This window comes from Nocardiopsis alba DSM 43377 (assembly GCF_000341225.1).
Classification (GTDB): Bacteria; Actinomycetota; Actinomycetes; order Streptosporangiales; family Streptosporangiaceae; genus Nocardiopsis; species Nocardiopsis alba.
Genome location: NZ_ANAC01000010.1, coordinates 262,250 through 285,861 on the forward strand (window position 1 = coordinate 262,250; position 23,612 = coordinate 285,861).

A 23,612-nucleotide genomic window follows, 5' to 3' on the forward strand; every position below is an offset into this window, starting at 1 on the left:
GATTCAGGGAGAGACACCATGGCCGCTCAGGAACTCAAGCCCGGCACCTGGAAGATCGACACCGCCCACAGCGTCGTCGGCTTCTCCGTCCGCCACATGATGGTGAGCAAGGTCCGCGGCCGCTTCGAGAGGTTCGACGCCACGCTGACCGTGCCCGAGGACCCCACCAAGTCCTCCGTCGAGGCCACCATCGACGCGAGCTCCATCAACACCGACAACGGCGACCGCGACAACCACATCCGGTCCGCCGACTTCTTCGAGGCCGACCAGCACCCGGAGTTCCACTTCCGCTCCACCGGCCTGGAGGCCAAGGGCGAGGAGTTCGTCCTCAAGGGTGAGCTGACCATCAAGCAGAACACCCACCCGATCGAGCTCACCCTGGAGTTCAACGGCTCCACCCTCGACCCCTACGGCCTGGACCGCGCTGGCTTCTCCGCCTCCACCACCATCAGCCGCAAGAAGTTCGGCGTGGACATCGAGATGCCGATGGACGGCGGCGGCGTGGTCGTCGGCGACAAGATCGCCATCGAGATCGACGCCGAGTTCACCCGCCAGGCCTGAGACCGGCCGGGAGGGCGTCCCGGTCCGGCTCCACCCGCCGAACGACCGGGACCCCGGGCCCCTTTCGAGGGCCCGAGAGACGATGTCCGGGCGCGGCCGCCGGGGGACGGCCGCCGCCCCGGGCCCGAAGGCACGTCACCGACGGGCCCGTGAGGCCTCGGATATCGTCGGGAGGGGAGGGTCGTGACGACCCTCCCCTCCTTCATGCCGTCCACCCACCCTTCCCAGGAGCACCGCCATGACCTCCACCCCCTTCTCCCCCGAGGTCGTCTCCGCCGTCACCGCGCACATGAACGGCGACCACCCCGAGGACACCCTGATCATCTGCCGCGCCCTGGGAGGCGTACCGGAGGCCACCTCCGCCCGCATGGTCGGTCTGGACGGTGAGAGCGGCCACTACGAGGTGACCGTGGACGGCGTGGAGCGTTCCGTCCGCATCCCGTGGTCCGTCCCCCTCACCGAACGGGCCGCCATCCGCGTCGAGGTCGTGCGCATGTACCGACAGGCCTGCGCCGAACTCGGCGTCCCGCCCCGGGAACACTGACCCTTCCCTCCCCTCCGATCGGGAGATCACCGGAACCCGAAGGGCCCCTGGAGCGTCCAACAGGGAGACGAGGGGGAAGGGGCGTCGTCGGCCCCACGGATCGGGGGCGCGCACCCGGGGTGCCCGCACCCCTACGTTCGGGTATCGGTACGACCTAGTGTGGAAGGGTCCGCTCTCCTTCCCCCTCGGACATCCGCACACCACCGATCGAAGGACGGCTCCGGCCTCGATGGTCACTCCCGACCCCGGTGACGAGAACGCACCGACCCAACGGATCGACCCCGTCGCTCCCACCACCCGCGTCGGCCCCGGCGCGGGCATCACGCGGCGGGTGACACGCGTGCTCCGACCAGGGGCGCGACGACCATCCACCGACGACGCCGAACCGGCGCCGACCCGGATCGTCCCACCGGAGGGCTCCGACCGGACCGACGTCCTGGACCCCGGGGCCACCCGCGTCCAAGAGCCCCTCTCCCCCACCGCACGGACGCCCGCCGACCGACGCCCCGCCTCGGCGGGCCCCTCCCCCGACGGACGCGTCCCATGGTGGCGGGTTCTCTTCAGTCCCCTCCTCGACTGGATGACCCGGCTGGTCTCCCGCATGGTCATCGGCCCCGCCGGCGACCTCGACTACGCGGTGCCCGCCGAGCTGCGCCGCCGCTACCAGATCCTCGACCGGATCGGCGCGGGCGGCGAGGCCGTCGTGTACCTGGTCGAACCCACCGACTCTCCCGGCCGCAGACTCGCCCTGAAGGTGTACCGGCCCGGACACGACATCAACCGTGAACTCCTGGACCGGCTCCGCGCACGCGGCACCGCCTCCCCCCACACGCCCGCCATCCAGGGCTATGGGACCGCCGCCAGTTCCTGGGGCGAGGACCTGGCTTGGGAGGCCCAGGAGTACTTCTCCGAGGGCACCCTGCGCGAGATCATCGACCGGGCGCCCCTGGACGACGAGGGCGCCCGCGCCGTGGTCCGCGCCGTCGCCGACTGTCTGCACCACTGGCAGCACGAACTCCAGCACAACCACACCGACGTCAAACCCGAGAACCTGCTGCTGCGCTCCTCCGAACCGCCGGTCGTGGCCCTCACCGACTTCGGCGGCGCCGTGCGCGCCACCATGAGCCGTGTCTACGGCGGCCAGGCCGTCACCGAGGCCTACGCCGCCCCCGAGGTCATCGAGGGCCGCCGCGAGGCCCCCGCGGCCTGGTGGTCCCTGGGCGTGATGGCGCACGAGCTGGTCACCGGTCGCCGCCCCGAACGCGGCGGCAACTGGTTGACCGCGCGCAACACCGAGGTCGACATCTCGGCGATCACCGACGAACGCTGGCGCCTGCTGGTGCGCGGCCTGCTCACCCTCTCCCCCGCCGCCCGCTGGGGCCACGAGGAGGTCGAGGCCTGGTTGGCCGGGGAACGCCCCACCATCCGCACCGCCCGCCGGCTGCGCCCCATCGACTTCGCCGGGGCCCTCCACGAGGACCCGCCGAGCCTGGCCTTCGACCTGCTGGACCGCTCCGACACCGGAGCCATGTGGCTGCGCAGCCACTGGCCCGAACTGCGTACCTGGCTCGATCGCGAGGTCAACGACTACACCTTCGACCGTTCCTACCTCACCGGGTTGGACCAACGCCCCGACCTCGCCCACGTGGCGATCAGCGCCCTGGCCGCCCGCTACGTGCCGGGCATGCCACCGCGCTTCCGGGGCCACGAGATCGGCTCCGACGGGCTCCTGGCCCTGGCCACCGGCGAGTCCAGCCGCCACGCGGTGGTCCGCGAGGCGGTCGAGACGGGCGTGGTCGGTCTGGGCTCCCAGCACTGGTGCCCGCACCCCTCGTGCCGTTCCGGGAGCTCCGGCCGGTGCGTGCTGCTCGAACGCGTCCAGCACGAGGTCCCGCTCCTGATGGAGCGGGTCGAGGAGACCCTGGAGCGCCTGGTCGGGACCGGCCCCGACGCGCCCAGGCGCCCCGCCGCGCACGAGATCAACACCACCTGGGCACGCGCGGTCGAGCTGGTCCTGGTCCCCGAGACCGCCTCCCGACACCGCTCGCACCTGCGACGCCGCTCCTGGCACCCCGGCCAGCGCAGCCCGGCCCCCAACGCCCCCTGGTGGCTGGAGCAACGCCGTGCCGCCCTGCGCGACGGGGACGACCCGCTGTCCTCGCGCGCCGCGACGCTCACCGCCCTGCTCCTTCTTCCCGAGGCCGACCGGATCGGCGCCGACATCGCCGAACGCGAACGCGCCGACGGCCGGGCCCGCCGTCAGGACCGTTGGGCCTCGCTGGCCGGGTCGGCCCGGGAACGGTGGGACAAGGCACGGGAGAAGGCCGCCTCGTCGGGGCAGCGCCGCGCCGAGGCCGCCACCCGCCCGGACCTGAACGCCCTGCCCGACGACCCGACCCGCCCCGGACCGGCCGTGACCGACAAGGACCGGCGCCGGCAGGAGAAGGCCGCGCGCCGGGTGGAGCGGACCATGGGGCAGATCCAGCGGGCCATGCGCGCCGGCCGCTGCCGCCGTTTCGCCTACCCCGCGGCCCTGCTCGGACTCATCGACGGCCTGGGCCGGGCCTTGCGCCCCGAGGAGGGTTTCTTCCCCGAGAACCCGATGGTCACCGACGCCTACACCGGTCTGTTGGACTTCAGCGCCAACCCGGTGAGCGAGGGCGCCGCCGCCCTGACCGACCTGCTGCCCGGCGGGATCGGCGCGAGCTGGTGGCTCCCCGTCCTGTTGGCGTTGGCCCTGTTGTACCTGGGCCGGACCGCCGCCCGGGACCGGTTCAAGGCGCGACGCCGACTGGCCGCCTTCCGCCTGTCCGTGGCCGGCTCGATCCTGATGCTCGTGGTGCTGCTGTCCACCGGGCTGCTGGCCCTGGGATCGGGGATCCTCATCCCCTTGGACGGTCTTCTGGGTTGATCGGCCCCTTCGCCGTCCTCACCCGCGTCGGGCGAGGACGGCGAAGGAGTCCGCCCCGGGATCGTAGGCGGCCCCGGTCAGGTCGCCGTACCGCTCCTCCACGACGAACCCGCCCCGAGCCAGTTCCGAGGCGAGCGAGGTCGGATCGAAGTACCGGACCCAGTTGTGGAAGACACGGACCTCCGAGGCCGTGACGATGTCGTAGCGGTCCAGGCTCACCCGCTCCCGGTCGTAACGGAACGTGTGCCGGAAGCCGTGATAGGGCTCGGCCGCCCAGAACCCGTCCATGAGCCCGGGGGCGTACTCGACGTCCTCCCGTACCCGTTCCAGGGCCGGCTCGGCGTCGACGTCGAAGAGCAGGGCCCCGCCGGGCACCAGGTGTCGGTCGACCACGTCCAACAGACGAAGCCGGTCCCGGGGCGTCATCGCGCAGTAGTCGCGCATGACCATGACGGCCAGGTCGAAGCGTTCCGACAGCCTCAGGGAGAGGTAGTCCCGACACAGGTGACGGGCGGGGACGCCCTCATCGCGCGCGACGCGTTCGGCGTACTCCACCGAGGACGGCGAGAAGTCCACCCCCGTGGCCCGGACCCCGTGCCGGGCCACGGGGGTGGACGGTGTAGAGTCCCGGCCCGCACCCCAGGTCGAGGAGGCGGGAACCGGGTCCGAGATCGAACCGCCCCCTCATCCAGGTCACGGCCCGGTCGACGAACCCGTGTCCGTGCGAGGCCGCCTCGACGTCGGGGTCCAGGTGGTGGGCGAGCATCCGTCCGGAGATGTGGGGATCGGTCCACAGGGCGGCCGTGGTGGTGCGGCCGTAGAGGGCGGGACGCCGCCCCATCTCGGACAGGGCGGTGTACGGCGTGGTCATCGAGAGTCCTTCCGGAAAGGCCGAGGGAGCCACCGGCATCGGGCACGGCGGCGTCGTTCGTGTGGCGTTTCAGGAGGACATACCGGACACGCTACCCGGCCCGCCCCGTCGGAGCACCCGGTTTTCGGCCCCACCCGGAAGAAGGGTCAGGCCCGGTCGAGCATCTCGCTCATCCGGGCCAGGTCCTCGGCGGTGTCGATGTCCTCGGGACTGGCGATGTCGTCACAGGACACCGAGGTCACCAGATGGGAGTAGGCCCGCAGGAAGGGGCGGGCGCCCACATCGCGTTCGGCCATGGAGTAGACCGTGGACCAGTGCTCGCGCCCCAACAGCACCGGATTGCGCGGATTCCCGTTGTAGGTGGCGACCGCGGCCCGCGCCCCCTGCTCGTAGGCCTCCACCAGACGACGCACCGCCGCCGGGGTGACCAGGGGCTGATCGGCCAGAGCCACCAGGACCGCGTCCACGCTGTCGGGCAGGGCGTCGATCCCCGCGCGCACGGAGGACCCCATCCCACTCGACCAGTCGGTGTTGTGCACCGTCAGGGCACCCTCGACCCTGGTGTCCGCCGCCCCCAGCACCACCAGCACCGGCGCGCATCCGCCCTCGGCGAGCATGCGCACCCCCCGGTCGACCAGGCGTTCACCGCCCAACTCCACCAGCGCCTTGGGGCGACCGAGTCGGCTCCCCGACCCCGCCGCCAGCAGCAGGCCCGCGACCGGGCCCCTCCGCTCGCTTCCCTCGAGCCTCGCTTCCCCAGTACCCATGACGCGATGATGTCACGGGCGGGCTTCGAGGGTGGGCCACCTCGGTGAGCCCATAGGGCCCTCTTCCCGCACTGTTCCGGACTCACCGCCGTGAACAGGGCTTTCCGAATCCCCCGGGTTCCGGTTCACCCCCTCGAGTGACCGAAACCGGCCGGAATCAGTGGGGGTAGAGGCGCATCCCGATGGATCCGCCCCGTGGTCTCCCGCAGTTCCCGGCCGCTCCCGCCCCAACGGGACCCCACCATCTCCGCCACGATCGACACGGCGGTCTCCTCCGGGGTCCGTGCCCCCAGATCGAGACCGATCGGCGAATGCAACCGCGCCAGCGCCTCCTCCGAGACCCCGGCCTCGCGCAACCGCTCCATCCGATCGTCGTGGGTACGACGCGAGCCCATCGCCCCGATGTAGCCGGCCTCGGTGCCCAACGCCCGTTTGAGCACGGGGACGTCGAACTTGGGGTCGTGCGTGAGCACACAGATCACGGTGCGCCGATCGATCTCGTCGGCGATCTCGTCCAGGAACACGTGCGGCCACTTGACCACCACCTCCTCTGCGGTGGGAAAACGCCGCGCCGTGGCGAAGACCGGACGGGCGTCGCACACCGTCACCCGGTAGCCCAGATAGGTGCCCAGATCGGCCACGGCCGCCGCGAAGTCGATCGCCCCGAACACCAGCATGCGAGGCGCCGGAGCGAACGACTCGACGAACACCTCCAGCTCGTCCCCGCGCCGCTGACCGTCCACCCCGTAGTGCAACAGCCCCGTGGTCCCCTGCGCGAGCATGCCGCGCACGTCGTCGTCCAGGGCCGCGGACAACCGCTCCCCGCCCTCGCCCAGGTCCCCCTCGGCCGAGTCCGGCCACACCAGACGCCGACGACCCACCCTCCCGGCGTCCGAAGGATCGGACACGATCGTGGCCACCGCCACCGGCCGGTGCTCCTCGATGGAGTCCAGCACCGCGTCCAACCCCCGATAGGTGTCGCGACCGATCGGCTCCACGAACAGATGCAGGGTCCCGCCACAGGTCAACCCCACACTGAAGGCGTCCTCGTCACTGACCCCGTAGGTACGACGGACCGGCACGCCGGTCCGGATGACCTCCAGGGCCTCCTCGTAGACCGCGCCCTCCACACAGCCGCCGGACACACTGCCGACCACCTCACCGGAGGATCTGACCAGCATCGACGCCCCTGCCGCGCGTGGAGCGCTCTTGTAAGTGTCGATGACCGTCGCCACCGCGAACGTCTCACCCGAGGCGTACAGGTCGGCCACGGTCGCTCGTACATCACGCACTCGGCACCTCTCCCAGACTCTCCCCGGCGGGTCGCTCCGAACACCCGCGCTCCTCGATACCAACCTATGTGCCCAGGGCCACATGGAAGAGCCCCCGTTTCTCCAGGAAACGAGGGCTCGATTCGGTTTCGTCTACGAACGGAGGCGGCGCCGACCGCTCCACGGAGGGTCAGGGACGCTCGGGCTCCTCGGTCTCACCGCGCCCCAGCATCCCCCGGAACTCCTCCAGGTTGCGCCGGGCCAGATCGCCATCGGTGCTCTGGATCCCCATCACCGGCAACGAGGTGCCGTCGGACAGGTCCAACGACGGCCAGGGCTCCCCCACCGGCATCCGGATGTCCAACACCTCCGGCCACGCCAGGTGATGCGTACGGATGCCGTTGATGACGACGACCCGGTCCTCCATCGCGATCAGCCGAGGTCGGGCCAACAGGTGCAGCCCGGCGGCGACCACCAGCCCCAACATCACGACCAGCACCCGATCCTGGACACGCCAGTCGGCCGGAAGCATCACGGCGAGCAGCACCATGGTCAACAGGATCAACAGCCCCAGCCCGTAGGCGACCAACCGCACCGCGCGGGGACGCCAGGTCCTCGGGCTCTCAGGGCGCTTCGACGCCTCGTCCACGGAGTCTTCCTTCGTCCGCACCTGCCAGCTCCATCCGTGTCCACACGCCAAGGGTCCGCTCTGGGCGCGCACCGTCGACGGGGCATGGATCAGCGGCGCAGCCCCCGCAGGGTCACCGCCGTGTCCAGAGCGGCCAGCGCGGCCTCGGCGCCCTTGTTCTCGGCGCTCCCCGGCAGGCCGGCACGGTCACGCGCCTGTTCCAGGGTGTCACACGTGAGCACACCATTGCCCACAGGGGTCGCCTCCCGAAGGGCCACCTCGGTCAGCCCCTGCGTCACCGACAGACACACGTAGTCGAAATGCGGCGTCCCACCTCGAATGACCGCCCCCAGAGCGATCACCGCGTCGTGCGAGCGCGCCAACTCCTGGGCCACCACCGGGATCTCCACCGCCCCGGCCACCTCGACCACCACCGGATCGGCGGCCCCCGACGCCTTCACCACCTCCAACGCGTTGTCGAGCATCGGCCGCACGATCGGCTCGTTCCACCGAGTGACGACGATGCCCACCGACAGCCCCCGACCGTCGACGCGCTCCTGCTCCGGACGTCCCGTACCGCTCATGACCGGCCCTTCTTCGAATCGATGACGAACATGTCCCCGCGCTCCGAGCGCACGACTAACGCGTGACCCCGGCGGCGAGGTCGTGCCCCATGCGGTCCCGCTTGGTCAACAGGTAGGAGAGGTTGTCGTCGGTGACGAACGTCGGCATGGCCACCCGCTCGCTCACCCGCACCCCATGGCGCTCCAGCGCCTCCGCCTTGTCCGGGTTGTTGGACAACAGCCGCACCGAGACCACACCCAGGTCCGTGAGGATCCGGGCACCCGCCCCGAACTCGCGGGCGTCCGCGGGCAGCCCCAGCCGCAGATTCGCGTCGACGGTGTCCACCCCCCGATCCTGGAGACTGTAGGCGCGCAGCTTGTGCAGCAGCCCGATCCCCCGCCCCTCGTGCCCACCGAGGTAGACCAGGACACCGCGCCCCGCCTCGGCGATCTCGGCCATGGCCGCGTCCAACTGGGCCCCGCAGTCGCACCGGTGCGAACCGAACGCGTCCCCGGTCAGGCATTCCGAGTGCAGACGGGCCAGGACGTCGGCCCCGTCGGTCAGATCTCCGAACACCAGGGCGACGTGCTCCGCGCCGTCGGCCGTGCCCTTGAAACCGACCGCGCGCCATTCCCCGTACCGGTTCGGCATGCGGGTCTCGACCATCCGGGTGACCAGCGGCGGTGCGGCCTGCTCCTCGGTCAGGGTCTCCCCGAGGGAGGCACGGTGCGCCGCCAACTGTTCGACCGAGATCAGCTTGAGGCCGTGCTCGTCGGCGAACTCCCGCAACCGGGGCAGCCGGGCCATCGTGCCGTCGTCCTCGACCACCTCCGCCAACACCCCCGCCGGACGCAGCCCCGCCAACCGCGCGAGGTCCACGGAGGCCTCGGTGTGCCCGCGCCGGGCCAGCACACCGCCCGGGCGAGCGCGCAGCGGCAGGATGTGGCCGGGACGCACGAAGTCGGACGGCAGGCTCCGCTCACCCGCCAGCAGACGGATCGTCCGGGCCCGGTCGGCGGCCGAGATCCCGGTGGTCACGCCCTCACGGGCGTCGACGGTGACCGTGTAGGCGGTACGCAGGCTCTCCTCGTTGCGCGCGGTCATCAGCGGCAGGTCCAGCCGATCCAGATCCTCGCCCTCCATCGGCACGCACACCACGCCCGACGTGTAACGGATCATGAACGCCAACAGTTCGGGCGTGGCCAGCTCGGCCGCGAAGATGATGTCGCCCTCGTTCTCACGGTCCTCGTCGTCCACGACCACGACGGCCCGCCCCGCGGCGAAGTCGGCGATGGCGTCCTCGATCCGATCGAGGACCACGGTCCCGTCGGTGTCGGCGTCGGCGGCCCGGTTGGTGTCGGTGACGGTCATTCCCGCTCCCTGGAGTACGTCGTGTGTGCGGTGGATGCTGTGGCGGGCACGAAAGGGGCCCGAACCGAAGGGGTGTCTAGGCCCGGACCCGGGCCACGGCGGCGATGCGCTCCACGTACTTGGCGATGACGTCCACCTCGATGTTCACGGTGGCGCCGGGCGCCAGAGCGCCCAGAGTGGTCGCCTCCAACGTGGCCGGGATGAGGCTGACCTCGAAGAACTCCTCGGCTGCGCCGGGCTCGCTGACGGCGGAGACCGTCAGGCTCGTACCGTCGACGGTGATCGAGCCCTTCTCCACCACGTACGGGGACAGTTCCGGGGCCAGGCCGAAACGGAGGACGTCCCAGCGGTCCCCCGGGTCCCTGGAGATCAGGACGGCGGTGCCGTCGACGTGCCCTTGCACGATGTGACCGCCCAGACGACCGTCGACACGGGCGGCCCGCTCCAGGTTGACCGGGGCCCCCGGGACGAGCGTCCCCAGGGAGGAACGGTCCAGGGACTCCTTCATCACGTCGGCGGTGAAGATCCCCTCGGCCAGATCGACCACGGTCAGGCACACGCCGTTGACCGCGATGGAATCGCCCCGCGAGGCGTCCGAGGAGACCAGAGGACCGCGGACGGCGAGCGCCACGGACTCACCGCCGTCGCCGGTCGGTTCGATGGAGACGACCTCGCCGAGCTCTTCCACGATTCCGGTGAACACGCCCTACGTCCCTTCGCCTGATGAGGCTCCGGGGAAAAGGGAGTGGATGAACGGATCCACGAGGGGGTCGGTGACGAAGGGGTACGCCGAAGAACGACGAAGCCCTCGTACCGTCCCAACGCGTACTGCCTCCCATCCGGACTTTCACCGTCGGTACCGGAATTCCACCGGTTCAACCGGCCGATGGATTCGGCCGGGTCGCGGACTATCACCGCCGGTTCGGACTTTCACCGACCCCGGAGCACGCGTTTGACTGCTGTCTCAACGATCGATCCTAGCCCCTTCGTTCCGGAAGCGCCTAGCCGCTGTGACAGGTGTCACCGGCCCCCTCCTCGCCCTTCCACCTCCGCCGACGTGGCCAGACCGCTGCGGACGAACGCCCTCGGCGCGCCATAGGAGGCCCAGAAGGCCGCCGCGGCGTACACCACGAAGGAGACGAGCGCCAAGGCCAGGCCGGTCAGATCGCGGAACAGGATCCGCTCCGCCACCAGGAGGACCACCAGCACCGAGAAACCCAGGACGAAACGCGCCACCCGCGCGGTGATCGTCCCCTCGGCGCTGTACCAACCACGCCGGTACAGCAGGGTCAGACCGGCCACCCCGCCCAAGAGTCCGCCACAGGCCGTGTACAGACCCGCCAGGGAGGCCCCGACCGGATCCGCGGGGGTCGGGCCGATCCACTCGGTCGTGGGGACCGTCCAGTCCCCCCGGGCCCCGTACTGCCAGGCGGTCGCGATCACGCAGGGCGTCAGGACCACGATCAGGAGCCAGAGGGCCGTGCGCCGGGGCTCCGACCCCAGCCACCAGGCGAGCACCCGGCCCTCGTAACGCAGGAACAGCCACAGGATCAGGATCCCCAGGGCGAGACCGACCACCACGTCGCCGATGAAGTGCGCGCCGAGCAGGACCCGGGAGAACGCCACCAGGAGGACCACCACCGCGGCCGCCCACATCGCCGCGCGCCGCCCCGACCGGATCGCCGGATAGCCCCAGGCGACCACCGCGGCCTGGGAGTGCCCGGAGGGCATGCCGAACCCGCTGTGATGGTGGTATCCGGTGATCCGGGCGTCGAACCAGTAGGGACGCGGGGAGTAGGACAACGACTTGAACAGGCCGTTGACCACCCCGGAGGAGATCAACAGGACGAACATGCGCGCGCCGAGACCGGCGTTCACGCACCAGAAGACGGTGGCCACCAGGACGATGAGCACGCCCTGGGAGCCCAGATGGGTGATGAGCTCCATCGGCGCGACGAGCGGACGCCCCCACTCCTGCAACCAGAGGATGGGGCCCGTCTCGGCCTCCAGGTAGGGCTCCATGACCGTATGTCCGACGCTCAGAGCGTTCACGCGCACTCCAGGGATCCGCGCCTGGCAACGCGCTCACGCCGCGCCGCTCCCCCGGTCGCCCGCGACCTCGCGTGGGGAAGACGGAGCCGCGACCAAGCGGAGGGTTACGACTACCGGGGCAGAAGCATAGGCGGCGGGCTCCGCCGATGGCCAGACCCGCGCGTGGGCGCGCCGTGATCGTTACCGGCGGGGGAGAGAAGAAGGGCGGGGCGCGGCCGCACCGGGGTGGTGGGTGCGGGCGGCCGCGCCCCTTCGGAGATGGTCTATGTGGTCGGGTTCGAGGCCCGACGGGCCTGTTCGCGCAGCGACTCGACCGCGCTCGCCGGATCCTGGGCCCCGTAGACGGCCGATCCGGCGACGAAGACGTCGGCGCCGGCCTCGGCCGCGCGCTCGATGGTCTCGTCGCTCACGCCACCGTCGACCTGAAGCCAGACGGAGGCCTCCCTGCTGTCCAGGATCTCACGCGCTCGGCGAATCTTGGGCAGAACCAGGTCAAGAAACCGCTGACCTCCGAAACCGGGTTCGACGGTCATCAGGAGAAGCATATCCATCTCTCCGACCAGGTCGGCATAGGGCTCGACCGGTTCGGCTGGGTTGAGGGCCAGGCCGGCCCGGGCCCCCTGTCGACGGATCTCCCGCAGGGTGCGCACTGGGGCGCTCGCGGCCTTGGCGTGGACTGTGACGCTGCCCGCTCCGGCCTCGGCGTAGGCGGGCGCCCAGCGATCGGGGTCCTCGATCATCAGGTGGCAGTCCAGAGGCGTGGAGGTCGCCTTGAGCAGGGACTCCACGATGGGCAGCCCCAACGTCAGGTTGGGGACGAAGTGTCCGTCCATGACGTCGACGTGCAGCCAGTCGGCGGTCGGCACCGCGGCGGCCTCGTCGGCCAGGTGCGCGAAATCGGCGCTGAGGATGCTGGGAGAGATCTGAATGCCCACGTCGGCAGTGTACAGACCCCGCCCACCGATCGACCCACCCCTCCAAGCCGACACCTTTACGAAGTAGATCCATATATGTCCGAATAAGCCCGGATCGAGGGTCCTCGATCCGGGTCGGATCAGCCGTTCCGCTTACGCAGCAGGGCCAGGAACATCGCGTCGGTGCCGTGCACGTGCGGCCAGAACTGCGCGTACCTTCCCTCCGGCCCCGCCGCGAGGTCGGGGACCTCGTCGAGGTAGTCCGGGGCCCGCAGCAGCTCCAGGTCGTCGCGCTCCGAGAGCACCCCCTGGACGATGACATCGGTCTCGTCCAGGTGTGGCGAACAGGTCACGTAGGCCACCACACCGCCCGGACGCACCGACTCCACCGCCTTCGTGAGCAGCTCCCGTTGGAGCGGGGCCAACTCGACGACGTTCTCCGGCGAACGCCGCCACCGCGACTCCGGACGGCGACGCAGAGCGCCCAGCCCGGTGCAGGGCACGTCCACCAGGACACGGTCGAAGACCTCGCGACGCCACGCGGGCCTGGTGCCGTCCGCGACGATCGCGCGCCCGGCGTCCCGAGGGGCGCGGCGTACGGCGCCGGCCACCAGACCGGCCCGCGCGGGCTGGAGCTCGGAGGCCACCAGGCGGGCGTCGCGCTGCCCGGCGAGGGAGGCCAACAGCCCCGCCTTACCGCCGGGCCCGGCGCACATGTCCAACCAACGACGGTCCTCGCCATGGGCGTCGACCCGGGTCAGCGCCAGGGCGACGAGCTGGCTCGCCTCGTCCTGGACCGCGGCCCGGTTCTGGCGCACCTCGCGGATGGCGCCGGGGTCCCCCTCCGGCAGGTAGGCGGCGAAGGGCGAGTAACGGCCGGGCTCGGCCCCGGCCTCCTCCAGGTCCGAGACCTTCGAACGTCCCGGCTTGGCGACCAGGGTCACCCTGGGACGCTCGTTGTGGGCCTTCAGCAGTTCCTCGGTGCGCGGCAGACCGGCGTCCTTCGCCCGCTCCCCGAGCGCGCGGGCCAGTTCCTTGACCACCCAACGCGGGTGGCTGTGGACGACCGACAGATAGCCGCTCGGATCCCGGTCGCGCTCGGGGGCGACGATCGCCGTCCACTCCTCCAGGTCGCGGGCGCTCACCTTGCGCAGGATCGCGTTGACGAACCGGGAGCGGTGGTGGCCCACCACCCGCCTGGCCAGATCGACCGTCTCACCGACCGCCGCGTGCGGCGGGATGTTGGTGGACAGCAGTTGGTGCGCGCCCATCCGCAGCAGAGGGAGCACCTCGCCGTCCACCGAGGCCAGCGTGCGGTCCACGCAGGTCTCCAGGACGGCGTCGTAGGTCCCCTGACGGCGCAGGGTGCCGTAGGTCAGCTCGGTGGCCAGGGCCGCGTCACGACCATGGACGCCGCGCTCGCTCAACAGGACCGGCAACAGCAGGTTCGCGTAGGCGTCGCGCTGTTCGACCGCGCGCAGCACGTCGTAGGCGACCCTGCGGGCCGGGTCGCGCGGACGGGGCGGCGGTCCGGAGCGACGACCGCCACGCCCGGACTCGGCGCCCCGTCGAGGGCGGTGGTGCTGGGAACGGGACTGCTCGCTCAACGTGTGCTCTGCCTCAACAAGCCGGGGACGTGTTCCGGCGCGCGCTCCCGCGCACGCCAGCATCGAGAGTACGGCAGCTCAACGCCCCAGAAGGTCGTCTTCGGTGGGGCGCGTCCCCCGGGCCCAGTCCACCGCCGCCATGGCCTTCTTCCCCTGGGGCTGAACCGTGCCGAGTTCGACCGGGTGGGTACTGGTGCCCACCAGGACCCGCTTCTTGTCGACGTGCAGGCGTCCCGGCTCCAGTTCGGGGCGGTCGGCGTCGGTGATCGGACGGACCGGGCCCACCTTCAGCCGGGTGCCGCGGAAGGTCGTCCAGGCGCCGGGGGCCGGCGTGCAGGCCCGGGCGACCCGGTCCACCCGCCGGGCGGGCGCGGTGAAGTCGAGTTCGGCGTCCAGCGGGGTGAGCTTGCTCGCGTAGGAGACGTCGGCCTCCGGCTGGGGCACCGGCGACAGCTCGCCCGAGGCGATGCCGTCGATCGTGCGGAGCAGCAGACCGGCCCCGGACTCGGCCAGCCGTCCCAGGAGTTCACCGCTGGTGTCGGTGGGACGGACCGTCTCTGCCAGGGTGCCGAAGACCGGTCCGGCGTCGAGTTCCTTGACGATCCGGAAGGTGGAGGCCCCGGTGACGTCGTCCCCGTGCAGCAGGGCGTGCTGGACCGGGGCCGCCCCGCGCCACGCGGGCAGCAGGGAGAAGTGCAGGTTGACCCACCCGTGCTCGGGGATGTCCAGGGCGCTCTGGGGCAGCAGCGCGCCGTAGGCGACCACCGGACAGCAGTCGGGGGCGATCTCCCTCAGCCGCTCCAGGAACCCCGGGTCTCCGGCCTTCGCCGGTTTGAGGACCTCGATGCCCTCGCTCTCGGCCAGCTCGGCGACCGGGCTCGCCGACACCTTGCGGCCGCGTCCGGAGCGGGCGTCGGGTCGGGTGACCACGGCGGCGACCTCGTGATCGGAGTCGATCAGTGCCCGGAGCGAGGGCACCGCCACCTCCGGTGTACCGGCAAAGACGAGCTTCATGGTCGGTTCCCCCTCCACAGCGGTTACGGATCACTGTTCTACCAGGGTTCCCGCCATTCGCCGGTGGTGTCGGATCCCTCGCGCCGTGGGACCGTCGTCGCGATCTGATAGACCATGGATGATGACAGCGCAGTCCGGTGACCCCGATGAGGGCCTCTTCGACCTGCCCGCGGGGGCGAGGAAGGAGACGGCCAAGGAGAAGGCCGCCACCGCGAAGGGGCGGCGTCCGGCCGCGCGCAGGCCCGCCGACCGGCTTCCCATCGCGCGTGTCATCGTGGACACCCCCCTCCCCCACCTGGATCGTCCCTTCGACTACCGGGTGCCCGCCGACATGGACGAGAAGGCCGTACCGGGCTGTCGGGTGAAGGTCCGCTTCAACGGCCGTCAGCTCGCGGGCCTGCTCGTCGAGCGGGTGGAGAGTTCGGAGTTCGCGGGGCGCCTGGCCTACCTGGAGACGGTGGTCTCCCCCGAACCCGTGCTCTCCCCCGAGATCCTGGATCTGGCCCGGGCGGTGGCCGACCGCTACGCGGGCACGCTGAGCGACGTTCTGCGTCTGGCCATCCCTCCCCGCCACGCGCGGGTGGAGAAGGAGGCCGCGCCCGACGCGAAGACCTCGGACACCGACGATGGAGGCGAGGACCCCCCGTCGGACACCGCCCCGCCCCCGGAGACGGCCGAGGGCGAAGGGCCCGCCGTCCAAGGGACGGTGGAGGCCGCCGTCCTGGGCATCGACCCGGGGCCGTGGGACGCCTATCCGGAAGGTCCCGCGTTCGTCCGCGCGCTGAGCGAGGGCCGGCCCGCCCGCGCCGTATGGAACGCCCTGCCGGGCACCGACTGGACCGACGCGATCGCGGTCGCGGCGCGGGCCGCCCTGGCCGCGGACCGGGGCACCGTGATCGTGCTGCCCGACGGTCGCGACGTGGCCTCGGTGGACGCCGCGCTCGTCCGGCACCTGGGCGAGGGACGGCACGCGGCGCTCACCGCCGATCTGGGTCCGGCCGAACGCTACCGGCGTTGGCTGTCGGTCCTGCGGGGCGGCGTCCGGGTGGTGGTCGGTACCAGGGCCGCCGTCTTCGCTCCTGTGCGCGACCTGGGTCTGGTGGTGCTGTGGGACGACGGCGACGACGTGCACGTGGAGCCGCACGCCCCCTACCCGCACGCGCGCACGGTGCTGGCCATGCGCGCGCACAAGGCGGGCGCCGGAGCGCTCATCGGTGGACACACCCGCACCACCGACGCCCAACTCCTGGTGGAATCGGGGTGGGCCCATCCGCTGCTCGCCGACCGGGCGACCCTGCGCCGGCGGGCCCCGGTCATCCGTCCGGCCGGGGACGACCGGGAGCTGGCACGGGACGAGGCCGCCCGCTCCGCCCGTATGCCCAGCCTGGCGCTCCGCTCCGCCCGAGAGGCCACCAGGTCGGGACCCGTGCTCTTCCAGGTCCCTCGGAGGGGGTACCTGAACAGCCTGGCCTGCGCCGGATGCCGGGAGCCCGCCCGTTGCGACGCCTGCCACGGCCCGTTGGCGCTGCGCGGATCGCACGCCATGCCCTCCTGCGGCTGGTGCGGGCGTGTGGCCGGACAGTGGGCCTGCCCCGAGTGCGGGGTGACGCGTATGCGCGCCGTCGTGGTGGGGGCCCGCCGTACCGCCGAGGAGCTGGGGCGTGCCTTCCCTTCGTTGGCGGTGCGCACCTCGGGCCGCGAAGAGGTACTGACCCGGGTGCCGGATCGTCCGGCGCTGGTGGTGGCCACCCCCGGCGCCGAACCGACGGTCGAGGGCGACGGCTACGCGGCCGCCGTCCTGTTGGACGGGTGGGCGCTGCTCAACCGGGCCGACCTGCGCGCCTCCGAGGAGACCCTGCGCCGGTGGCTGAACGCCGCCGCCCTGGTCCGTCCCGGAGGCACCGTGGTCGTGTCGGCGGACGCCTCCTCCCCGGTGGTCCAGGCGCTGGTGCGTTGGGATCCGGGCGGTTTCGCCGAACGCGAGCTGGCCGACCGCAGGGGGTTGGGCTTCCCTCCGGCCGTCTCGATGGCCTCGATCACCGGCGGCGCCGAGCACGTGCGCGAGCTTCTGGACCAGATCGCCCTGCCCGAGGAGGCCGAACTGCTCGGGCCGGTCCCGATCGACCCCGAACGCTCCGACCAGGGTGGGCAGCCGACCGAACGCGCCCTGTTGCGGGTGCCCCGAGGATCGATCGGCGCCCTGGCCCGGGCGTTGAAGGCGGCCGCCGTGGCGCGCAGCGCCCGCCGTGACGAGCATCTGGCGCAGGTGCGGGTGGACCCGCTCCGGGTGATCTGAGTCCCCCGGACGCGGGCGTCGCTCCTAGCCGAAGTCGGCGCGGTAGAGGTCCCGGAGCAGGGCGACCTCGGCGCCGTGGTGGATCAGCTCCCGGTTCAGGTGCAGGACCAGGACGACCATCGGGAAGGTCGACCACTGGGACGGTTCGGCCGAGCCGACCGGCCGGGCCAGGTCCTCGTCGTCGAGTCGCCCCACGTACTCGGACCAGGTGAGGTAGGCGACGCGCAGGCGTTCGCGGGCCTCGTCGGCGGTCGAGGGCCAGTCGATGGTGTCGCGGTTGGCGGTGCCGTCGCCGAAGTGGCGGTCGATCCGGGTCTCCAGCACGTCGACCACGATGTGGCCGAGCCGCCAGGCGATGGTGGTGACCGGCGGCGGATCGGGTTCGGGATAGGCGCCGTCGGGTGCGTGACGTCCGTCCTCACGCCGGCGCACGGTCCAGCAGTTCTCCACCGGCTCCCAGTAGAACTCCTCGTCGGTGAGCCCCTCGAGACGGGGCCACAGCGAGAAATCCCAGTAGAAGCGGGTCTGAGCGAGGATCTCGCCGTTCCAGTTCACCGCCATCGGCTCGTACCCCTTCCTCGTTCACGGACTCGGCCCAGGCCGGCCAGGATCCCACAGCCCCGGTCGGGCACGTCCTCGTCCGGGTAGGGCCACCAGGTGAGGTCGGCGACCCCGGGCTCGAGCGTGCGGAAGGGGTCGAAGGCACGCTCCAGTTCGGCACGGGGGGCGGTGGAGGTGAGGGCGAGGTAGCCGCCGCCGCGCATGAGGGAGCGCAGGTCGCCGAGGCCATCGGGGGCGGCGCCGGAGGGGAAGGGACGGGTCATCAGAACGGCGACGGGCTCGCCGAAGTCGACGAGCCCGCTGTCACGGAGCCTGCGAAGGAGCGACCTGGTCCCGGAACCGTCACCGGACAGGGCGGTCGCGGTCCCGGAGGAGGCCAGGACGCCCGCGGTGCCCTCGGGGGCGACATGGACGACCCGGGCCTCGGGGGCTGCCTCGCGTATTCGCTCGGTCGTGCCGGGGACCGGACAGCCCCAGTCCACGAACTGGCGTACGCCCGCGTCGGCGCACAGGTAGTCGACGACCCGGCCGAGAAAGGCCTGGTGGAGACGGATCTCCTCGGCCCGTGCCGGGTCCGCCGCCGGGCGATCACGGGTGTCGAGTTCGACCACGCGGGGGCGCTGCCCTGGAACCCGGAGGGGTCGACGTTCTCGGAACACGGCCGTGAGACGACCTGCCTCGGGTCCTCGGACGTCCGTCACGATCACGCTCCCCAACCGGTTCGCCTGTGGCGGGCAGGGCGCCGGAGCCGAGGGGACCGGTCGGGTCCCCGACGGTGCGCGCCTTGCCGTCAGGGCCAGATAGTACCGTCTGCGAAAGTGATACCCGACACACCCCCGGGTGAAATGTGTCCTTCTGCTCTCTTCACACGAACCTCGGTCCCGCGTTCGTGCGGGACCGAGGTCCCGAGGGCCGCGTCGGAGCGTCCCGGACCGGACGGAGCGGGTCTCGGAGGGGGTTCAGAGCGTGGCGCGCGGGTCCGGGGCGGGGACGAGGCGACCGTCGAGGTCGACGTACTCCCAGCGCGGACCGCGGGCGACGAGATCGGCCACCGCGCCGACCAGACGGTCGACGTGCTCCTCGGTGGTCCCCACGCCGAGGCTGGCGCGGACCGCCTGGTCGTGCCCCTCGGGGAGCAGGTGGTCGGTGAGCGGGTGGGCGCAGAACAGGCCGTCGCGCACCCCGATGCCGTACTCCGCCGACAGGGCGGCGGCCAGCAGGCCCGCGGGCAGCCCGTCGACCACGAAGGAGACGATGCCGACCCGTTCGTGCTCGGCGTCCCACAGGGTCAGCTCGTGCACCCCGTCGATCTCGGCGAACCCCGAACGCAGCCGCTCCAGCAGGACCGACTCACGGATGTGCTGCTCGGCCAGGGCCTCGGGGGTGAAGGCGTCACAGGCCGCGGCCAGCGCCACGGCGCCCAGCACGTTGGGGCTGCCCGCCTCGTGCCGGGCCGGCAGGTCGTTCCAGAGGACGTCGTGCTCGCTCACCCGCCGGGTGGCGCCGCCGCCGGACAGGTAGGGGGTGGCCTCGCTCAGCCAGTCGGAACGTCCGGCCAGCACCCCGGATCCGAAGGGGGCGTAGAGCTTGTGCCCGGACAGCGCCACGTAGTCGGCGCCGGTCTCGGCCAGGCTGAACGGCAGGTGGGGCACGTACTGGGCGGCGTCGACCACCACCCGGGCGTCCTCGGCGTGGGCGGCCGCCACCAGCTCGGCGATCGGCCAGATCTCGCCGGTGACGTTGGAGGCCGCCGTCACGCACAGCAGTCGGGGCCCCTCCGGCGCCGCGCGCAGGGCCTCGCGCGCGGCCTCGACGGCGGCCTCGGGGCTCTCGGGCAGCGGCAGCCGCACCACCCGGCCGGAGCGGGCCGCGGGGTGCTCCCAGGGGAGCAGGCTCGCGTGGTGCTCGGACTCGAAGACCACCACGGTGCAGCCCTCGGGGACGGAGCGGGCCAGCAGGTTGAGGGCGTCGGTGGTGCCGCGGACGAAGACCACGGCGTCGGTGTCCGGGCGTGCCCCCAGGAAGCGGGCGACGCTGCGCCGGGAGCGTTCGTAGGCCTCGGTGCTGACCTGGGAGTGGTGACCCGCGCCCCGGTGCACACTGGCGTAGAACGGCAGGGCCGTGGAGAGGGCGTCGGCGACGGCGGTCAGACAGGGGGCGCTGGCCGCGTAGTCGAAGTTGGCGTAGTCGACGCGCTCGCCGGTGATCAGGGGGACACCACCGTCCGCGGTGACGATCGAACGGTCGGCGGAGGCCGGGCGGGAGGCCGGGTGGGGCACTCCGTCGGTACGGCCGGCACGGGCGGGGTCGAACGGGATGACAGTGGTCATGAGGGCACCTCTTCTGTGGGTCGGGGGACCCACAGGGCATGGCTCCGCATGGCTCAGCCTCAGGGGTCCGCGCTTGTCTGACACGGTCGTGTCGGGACCTGGTCCTCACCCGGGGCACCCCACCGCGGAAGGAGGGTTGCCGGCCAGCAAGCCGGGGCTTGACGCTGGCACTCGTGACCTGTGCGGAAATGTAACACAACGTTCGGTGAGGGCGCACCCGCGCTCTCCTGTGGTCTGGAACACCTCCCTGCTTGACATCGAGAGGAGCCACTGGGCCATACTGTTCCCGAACTGCCCTCACGTCGCGGGTGTCCGGTTTCCCCCGGCCGCCCTTCAGGCGCGAGACTCCAGTCCATCGGAGTTTTCGCATGCCCGCAGACGAGAGGTGTGTCCGTTGCACGGCGACGACCGTATTCAGCAGCTCTTCCGCAACCCCAGGGTTGTGCTCATCTCCGGCTACGCCCGTCTTCCCGACTCGGTGGCGAGCCATTCCCAGTACCAGCGGCTCGGTGTCGTGCTCGCGGTGGACTCCGCGGACGGCCGCATCGTCGCCGCGGACACCACCCTGCTCACCGACCTGGCCAAGGACTTCTTCCGTGCCCTGGTGGAGGGCGCCTCGGTGACCGAGGACATCGCGGAGATCGTCCATCGGGTCCAGACACGGTACGCGGGCCAGTCGGGCGCCGCGCTCACGACGGCCCTGCGTCGCTGCCTGGAGACCTACTACCAGTTGCGGGACGGCGACCAGCTTCCCGTTGCCCCCGACGGCGAGGAGTGACCCTTGACCACCAGTCCCGAACCCTCCACGACCGACGCGCCCCTGCCCCTGGCGGGGGTCCGGATCGCCGATCTGTCCCGGGTCCTGGCCGGCCCCTACGCGACCATGTTGTTGGCGGACATGGGCGCCGAGGTCGTCAAGATCGAACAGCCCGGGCGAGGAGACGACACCCGTTCCTGGGGGCCGCCCTACGCCGCGCCCACCGAGGAGCACGAGGCCGCGCACTCCCCCGGCGAGGCCGCCTACTTCCTGTCCGTCAACCGGAACAAGCGCAGCCTGGCCGTGGACCTGAAGGACCCCGAGGGTCTGGCCGCGGTGCAGGAGCTGTGCGCCTCCTCCGACGTGGTCATCCAGAACTTCCGTCCGGGGGTGATCGACCGTCTGGGCCTGGGCTACGAGCGGATCAGCGAACGCAACCCCGCGGTCGTGTACTGCTCGGTGAGCGGTTTCGGCCCCGAGCACGAACCGACCGGTCGACCGGGTTTCGACATCGTCGTGCAGGCCGAGAGCGGTCTGATGGCGACCACCGGCCCGGCCGAGGGCCCCGCGAGCAAGGTGGGGGTGGCCCTGACCGACGTGCTCACCGGCCTCAACGCCGCCGTGGGCATCCTGGGGGCGCTCATGCGGGCCCGGGAGACCGGCAGGGGCGAGGAGATCAGCGTCTCGCTGATCAACTCCACCCTCTCCGCCCTGGTCAACCTCGCCCAGCAGTCCCTGGTCACCGATCGGGAGCCCGCGAGGGTGGGCAACGCGCACACCACCATCGTGCCCTACCAGGTGTTCCCGACCGCCGACGCGGAGATCGTGGTGGCCGCCGGGAACGACGCCCTCTACCGGCGCCTGTGCGCGGCGATCGACCGCCCCGACCTGGCCGAGGACCCCCGTTACGGCACCAACCCGGACCGGGTCGCCCACCGTGACGCCCTGATCGACGAACTGTCCAAGGTCCTGCGATCGCGCCCGGCCGACCATTGGATGACGGCCCTGGTCGATGCCGGGGTCCCCGTCGGCCGCGTACGCGGGGTCCTGGACGCCCTGCGCACCGCCGACACCTCGGGCGACGACGTCCTGCGCACCGTCGACCACCCCACCGCCGGCCCGCTCGAACAGGTGCGCGCCGGGTTCCGCATGGCCGGGACCCCCGTACCGATGGCCGCTCCCCCGCTGCTCGGTCAGCACTCCGAGGAGATCCTCACCGAGCTGGGGCTGACACCGGAACGCATCGCCGCGCTCGTCGAACGCGGCGCCGTCCAGCGCACCGACGTCCGTCCCGATACCACCGAATGACCCCCGTACCGACCCCGCACAGCACAGAGTCACGAGAGGACATCCGCCCATGAGCGACCCCCGACACAAGGCCGCCGCCCCGGACCCGTACGACTTCCTGGCGGTCGACTCCGAACTGTCCGACACCGAACGCGACGTGCGCGACGCCGTCCGCGGATTCGCCTCCCGCGAGCTCCTGCCGCACGTCGCCGACTGGTTCGAGGCCGGCACCCTGCCCGACCCGCGTGGTCTGGCCAAGGCCTTCGGCGACCTCGGTGTCCTCGGCATGCACCTGGAGGGCTACAGCTGCGGCGGTTCCAGCGCCGTCGCCTACGGTCTGGCCTGCCGAGAGCTGGAGGCGGTCGACTCCGGTCTGCGCAGCTTCGTGTCCGTGCAGGGATCCCTGGCCATGGCCGCGATCCACAAGTTCGGCTCCGAGGAGCAGAAGAACGAGTGGCTGCCGCGCATGGCCGCCGGCGACGCGATCGGCTGTTTCGGTCTGACCGAGCCCGACTCGGGCTCCGACCCGGGCTCGATGCGCACCCGTGCCCGTAAGGACGGCTCCGACTGGGTCCTCGACGGCACCAAGATGTGGATCACCAACGGTTCGGTCGCCGACGTCGCCGTGGTGTGGGCCGCCACCGACGAGGGCATCCGCGGGTTCGTCGTGCCCACCGACACCCCCGGGTTCACCGCCAACGTCGTGCACAAGAAGCTGTCCCTGCGCGCCTCCATCACCTCCGAACTGGTCCTGGAGGGCATGCGTCTGCCCGAGGACGCGGTGCTGCCCTCCTCCAAGGGGTTGGGTTCCCCGCTGTCCTGCCTGAACGAGGCCCGGTACGGGATCGTGTGGGGCGTGGCCGGCGCCGCCCGCGCCTGCTACGAGGCGGCCCGCGAGTACTCGCTCACCCGTGAGCAGTTCGGAAGCCCCATCGGCGGTTTCCAGCTCACCCAGCGCAAGCTGGCCGACATGGTCGTGGACGTCAACCACGCCGGCATGACGGCGCTGCGCATCGGCCGACTCAAGGACCGGGGCGAATGCCACCACAACCACGTCAGCTTCGGTAAGTTCGCCAACGTGGCGGCGGCCCAGCGGGTGGCGTCCGTCTCGCGCGGGCTGCACGGGGCCAACGGCATCACCCTGGAGTACCCGGTGATGCGCCACATGGTGAACCTGGAGACCGTCGCCACCTACGAGGGGACCGAGGACATCCACGCGCTGAGCATCGGTCAGGCCGTCACCGGGATCTCCGCCTTCCGCTGAGGACTCGTCCGTTCCTGTGCCGGATCTCGCCGATTCCCGGGT

At 71.7% G+C, this 23,612-nt stretch carries 22 protein-coding genes and 2 riboswitches; of the genes, 7 read left to right on the forward strand and 15 right to left on the reverse strand.

Annotated features, from left to right (window positions below):
* Positions 1 to 18: 18 nt before the first annotated feature.
* From D451_RS0108470 to D451_RS0108480, 3 genes are all read left to right on the forward strand, one after another.
* Complete coding sequence (locus tag D451_RS0108470) at positions 19 to 561, forward strand: YceI family protein (RefSeq protein WP_014911037.1); 543 nt, start codon at positions 19 to 21, stop codon at positions 559 to 561.
* Positions 562 to 799: 238 nt separating this feature from the next.
* On the forward strand, positions 800 to 1,105 hold the full coding sequence (locus tag D451_RS0108475; RefSeq protein WP_014913046.1) for a DUF2470 domain-containing protein: 306 nt from the start codon (positions 800 to 802) through the stop codon (positions 1,103 to 1,105).
* Between the two features lie 229 nt (positions 1,106 to 1,334).
* The gene (locus tag D451_RS0108480) at positions 1,335 to 4,016 is read left to right on the forward strand and encodes a protein kinase domain-containing protein (protein WP_026124924.1); all 2,682 of its coding nucleotides are present in this window, start codon (positions 1,335 to 1,337) and stop codon (positions 4,014 to 4,016) included.
* Positions 4,017 to 4,034: 18 nt separating this feature from the next.
* On the opposite strand, the gene D451_RS26350 is transcribed toward D451_RS0108480, so the two are convergent.
* The 12 genes from D451_RS26350 to fmt all read right to left on the reverse strand — a co-directional run bounded on the left by D451_RS26350 (position 4,035) and on the right by fmt (position 15,075).
* Positions 4,035 to 4,622, reverse strand: coding sequence for an SAM-dependent methyltransferase (locus D451_RS26350; protein ID WP_206539075.1), 588 nt, complete (start codon positions 4,620 to 4,622; stop codon positions 4,035 to 4,037).
* The gene (locus D451_RS28430; protein ID WP_206539076.1) at positions 4,540 to 4,887 is read right to left on the reverse strand and encodes a hypothetical protein; all 348 of its coding nucleotides are present in this window, start codon (positions 4,885 to 4,887) and stop codon (positions 4,540 to 4,542) included. The genes D451_RS26350 and D451_RS28430 overlap by 83 nt, the downstream gene beginning before the upstream one ends.
* Positions 4,888 to 5,033: 146 nt before the next feature.
* Complete coding sequence (locus tag D451_RS0108490) at positions 5,034 to 5,654, reverse strand: nucleotidyltransferase family protein (RefSeq protein WP_169336170.1); 621 nt, start codon at positions 5,652 to 5,654, stop codon at positions 5,034 to 5,036.
* A 125-nt stretch (positions 5,655 to 5,779) separates the two neighbouring features.
* On the reverse strand, positions 5,780 to 6,946 hold the full coding sequence (locus D451_RS0108495; protein WP_017534102.1) for an XdhC family protein: 1,167 nt from the start codon (positions 6,944 to 6,946) through the stop codon (positions 5,780 to 5,782).
* 169 nt (positions 6,947 to 7,115) lie between these two features.
* Positions 7,116 to 7,574: a PH domain-containing protein gene (locus D451_RS0108500; protein ID WP_014910411.1), complete on the reverse strand. Its 459-nt coding sequence runs from the start codon at positions 7,572 to 7,574 to the stop codon at positions 7,116 to 7,118.
* Between the two features lie 89 nt (positions 7,575 to 7,663).
* Positions 7,664 to 8,137, reverse strand: a complete 474-nt coding sequence (gene ribH / locus D451_RS0108505; protein ID WP_017534103.1) for a 6,7-dimethyl-8-ribityllumazine synthase — start codon at positions 8,135 to 8,137, stop codon at positions 7,664 to 7,666.
* Positions 8,138 to 8,192: 55 nt separating this feature from the next.
* A complete protein-coding gene (locus D451_RS0108510; protein WP_017534104.1) occupies positions 8,193 to 9,488 on the reverse strand; it encodes a bifunctional 3,4-dihydroxy-2-butanone-4-phosphate synthase/GTP cyclohydrolase II in 1,296 nt (431 codons plus the stop codon).
* A 76-nt stretch (positions 9,489 to 9,564) separates the two neighbouring features.
* Entirely contained in the window at positions 9,565 to 10,191 is a 627-nt protein-coding gene (locus D451_RS0108515) for a riboflavin synthase (protein ID WP_014910686.1), read from the reverse strand.
* A gap of 118 nt (positions 10,192 to 10,309) precedes the next feature.
* Positions 10,310 to 10,440, reverse strand: a riboswitch (FMN riboswitch).
* 68 nt (positions 10,441 to 10,508) lie between these two features.
* Positions 10,509 to 11,510: a phosphatase PAP2 family protein gene (locus tag D451_RS0108520; RefSeq protein WP_017534105.1), complete on the reverse strand. Its 1,002-nt coding sequence runs from the start codon at positions 11,508 to 11,510 to the stop codon at positions 10,509 to 10,511.
* 293 nt (positions 11,511 to 11,803) lie between these two features.
* Complete coding sequence (gene rpe / locus D451_RS0108525) at positions 11,804 to 12,475, reverse strand: ribulose-phosphate 3-epimerase (RefSeq protein ID WP_017534106.1); 672 nt, start codon at positions 12,473 to 12,475, stop codon at positions 11,804 to 11,806.
* Between the two features lie 119 nt (positions 12,476 to 12,594).
* Complete coding sequence (locus D451_RS0108530) at positions 12,595 to 14,061, reverse strand: RsmB/NOP family class I SAM-dependent RNA methyltransferase (RefSeq protein WP_014911175.1); 1,467 nt, start codon at positions 14,059 to 14,061, stop codon at positions 12,595 to 12,597.
* Between the two features lie 78 nt (positions 14,062 to 14,139).
* The gene (gene fmt / locus D451_RS0108535) at positions 14,140 to 15,075 is read right to left on the reverse strand and encodes a methionyl-tRNA formyltransferase (protein ID WP_017534107.1); all 936 of its coding nucleotides are present in this window, start codon (positions 15,073 to 15,075) and stop codon (positions 14,140 to 14,142) included.
* A gap of 121 nt (positions 15,076 to 15,196) precedes the next feature.
* Between fmt and D451_RS0108540 the strand changes: the two genes are divergently transcribed.
* Entirely contained in the window at positions 15,197 to 17,371 is a 2,175-nt protein-coding gene (locus D451_RS0108540) for a primosomal protein N' (RefSeq protein ID WP_026124926.1), read from the forward strand.
* A 24-nt stretch (positions 17,372 to 17,395) separates the two neighbouring features.
* Here D451_RS0108540 and D451_RS0108545 read toward each other — a convergent pair whose 3' ends face one another.
* The 3 genes from D451_RS0108545 to D451_RS0108555 form a co-directional block, all read right to left on the reverse strand.
* Positions 17,396 to 17,932, reverse strand: coding sequence for a DinB family protein (locus D451_RS0108545; RefSeq protein WP_017534109.1), 537 nt, complete (start codon positions 17,930 to 17,932; stop codon positions 17,396 to 17,398).
* Positions 17,923 to 18,639 carry an SAM-dependent methyltransferase gene (locus D451_RS0108550; protein WP_017534110.1) on the reverse strand — a complete coding sequence of 239 codons (717 nt, stop codon included), beginning with the start codon at positions 18,637 to 18,639 and terminating at the stop codon, positions 17,923 to 17,925. Before D451_RS0108550 ends, D451_RS0108545 begins: the two co-directional genes overlap by 10 nt.
* A 252-nt stretch (positions 18,640 to 18,891) precedes the next feature.
* Positions 18,892 to 20,262: an aminotransferase class V-fold PLP-dependent enzyme gene (locus D451_RS0108555; protein WP_017534111.1), complete on the reverse strand. Its 1,371-nt coding sequence runs from the start codon at positions 20,260 to 20,262 to the stop codon at positions 18,892 to 18,894.
* A gap of 64 nt (positions 20,263 to 20,326) precedes the next feature.
* Positions 20,327 to 20,441: riboswitch (SAM riboswitch) on the reverse strand.
* A 215-nt stretch (positions 20,442 to 20,656) separates the two neighbouring features.
* Here D451_RS0108555 and D451_RS0108560 point away from each other — a divergent pair.
* Genes D451_RS0108560 through D451_RS0108570 form a run of 3 tightly spaced genes read left to right on the forward strand, consistent with a single transcriptional unit; the run spans position 20,657 to position 23,570 of the window.
* Positions 20,657 to 21,040 carry a DUF3870 domain-containing protein gene (locus tag D451_RS0108560; RefSeq protein WP_014909282.1) on the forward strand — a complete coding sequence of 128 codons (384 nt, stop codon included), beginning with the start codon at positions 20,657 to 20,659 and terminating at the stop codon, positions 21,038 to 21,040.
* Positions 21,041 to 21,043: 3 nt separating this feature from the next.
* Complete coding sequence (locus D451_RS0108565; RefSeq protein ID WP_014911943.1) at positions 21,044 to 22,327, forward strand: CaiB/BaiF CoA transferase family protein; 1,284 nt, start codon at positions 21,044 to 21,046, stop codon at positions 22,325 to 22,327.
* Between the two features lie 49 nt (positions 22,328 to 22,376).
* Entirely contained in the window at positions 22,377 to 23,570 is a 1,194-nt protein-coding gene (locus D451_RS0108570; protein ID WP_017534112.1) for an acyl-CoA dehydrogenase family protein, read from the forward strand.
* The last annotated feature ends 42 nt before the right edge of the window (positions 23,571 to 23,612 follow it).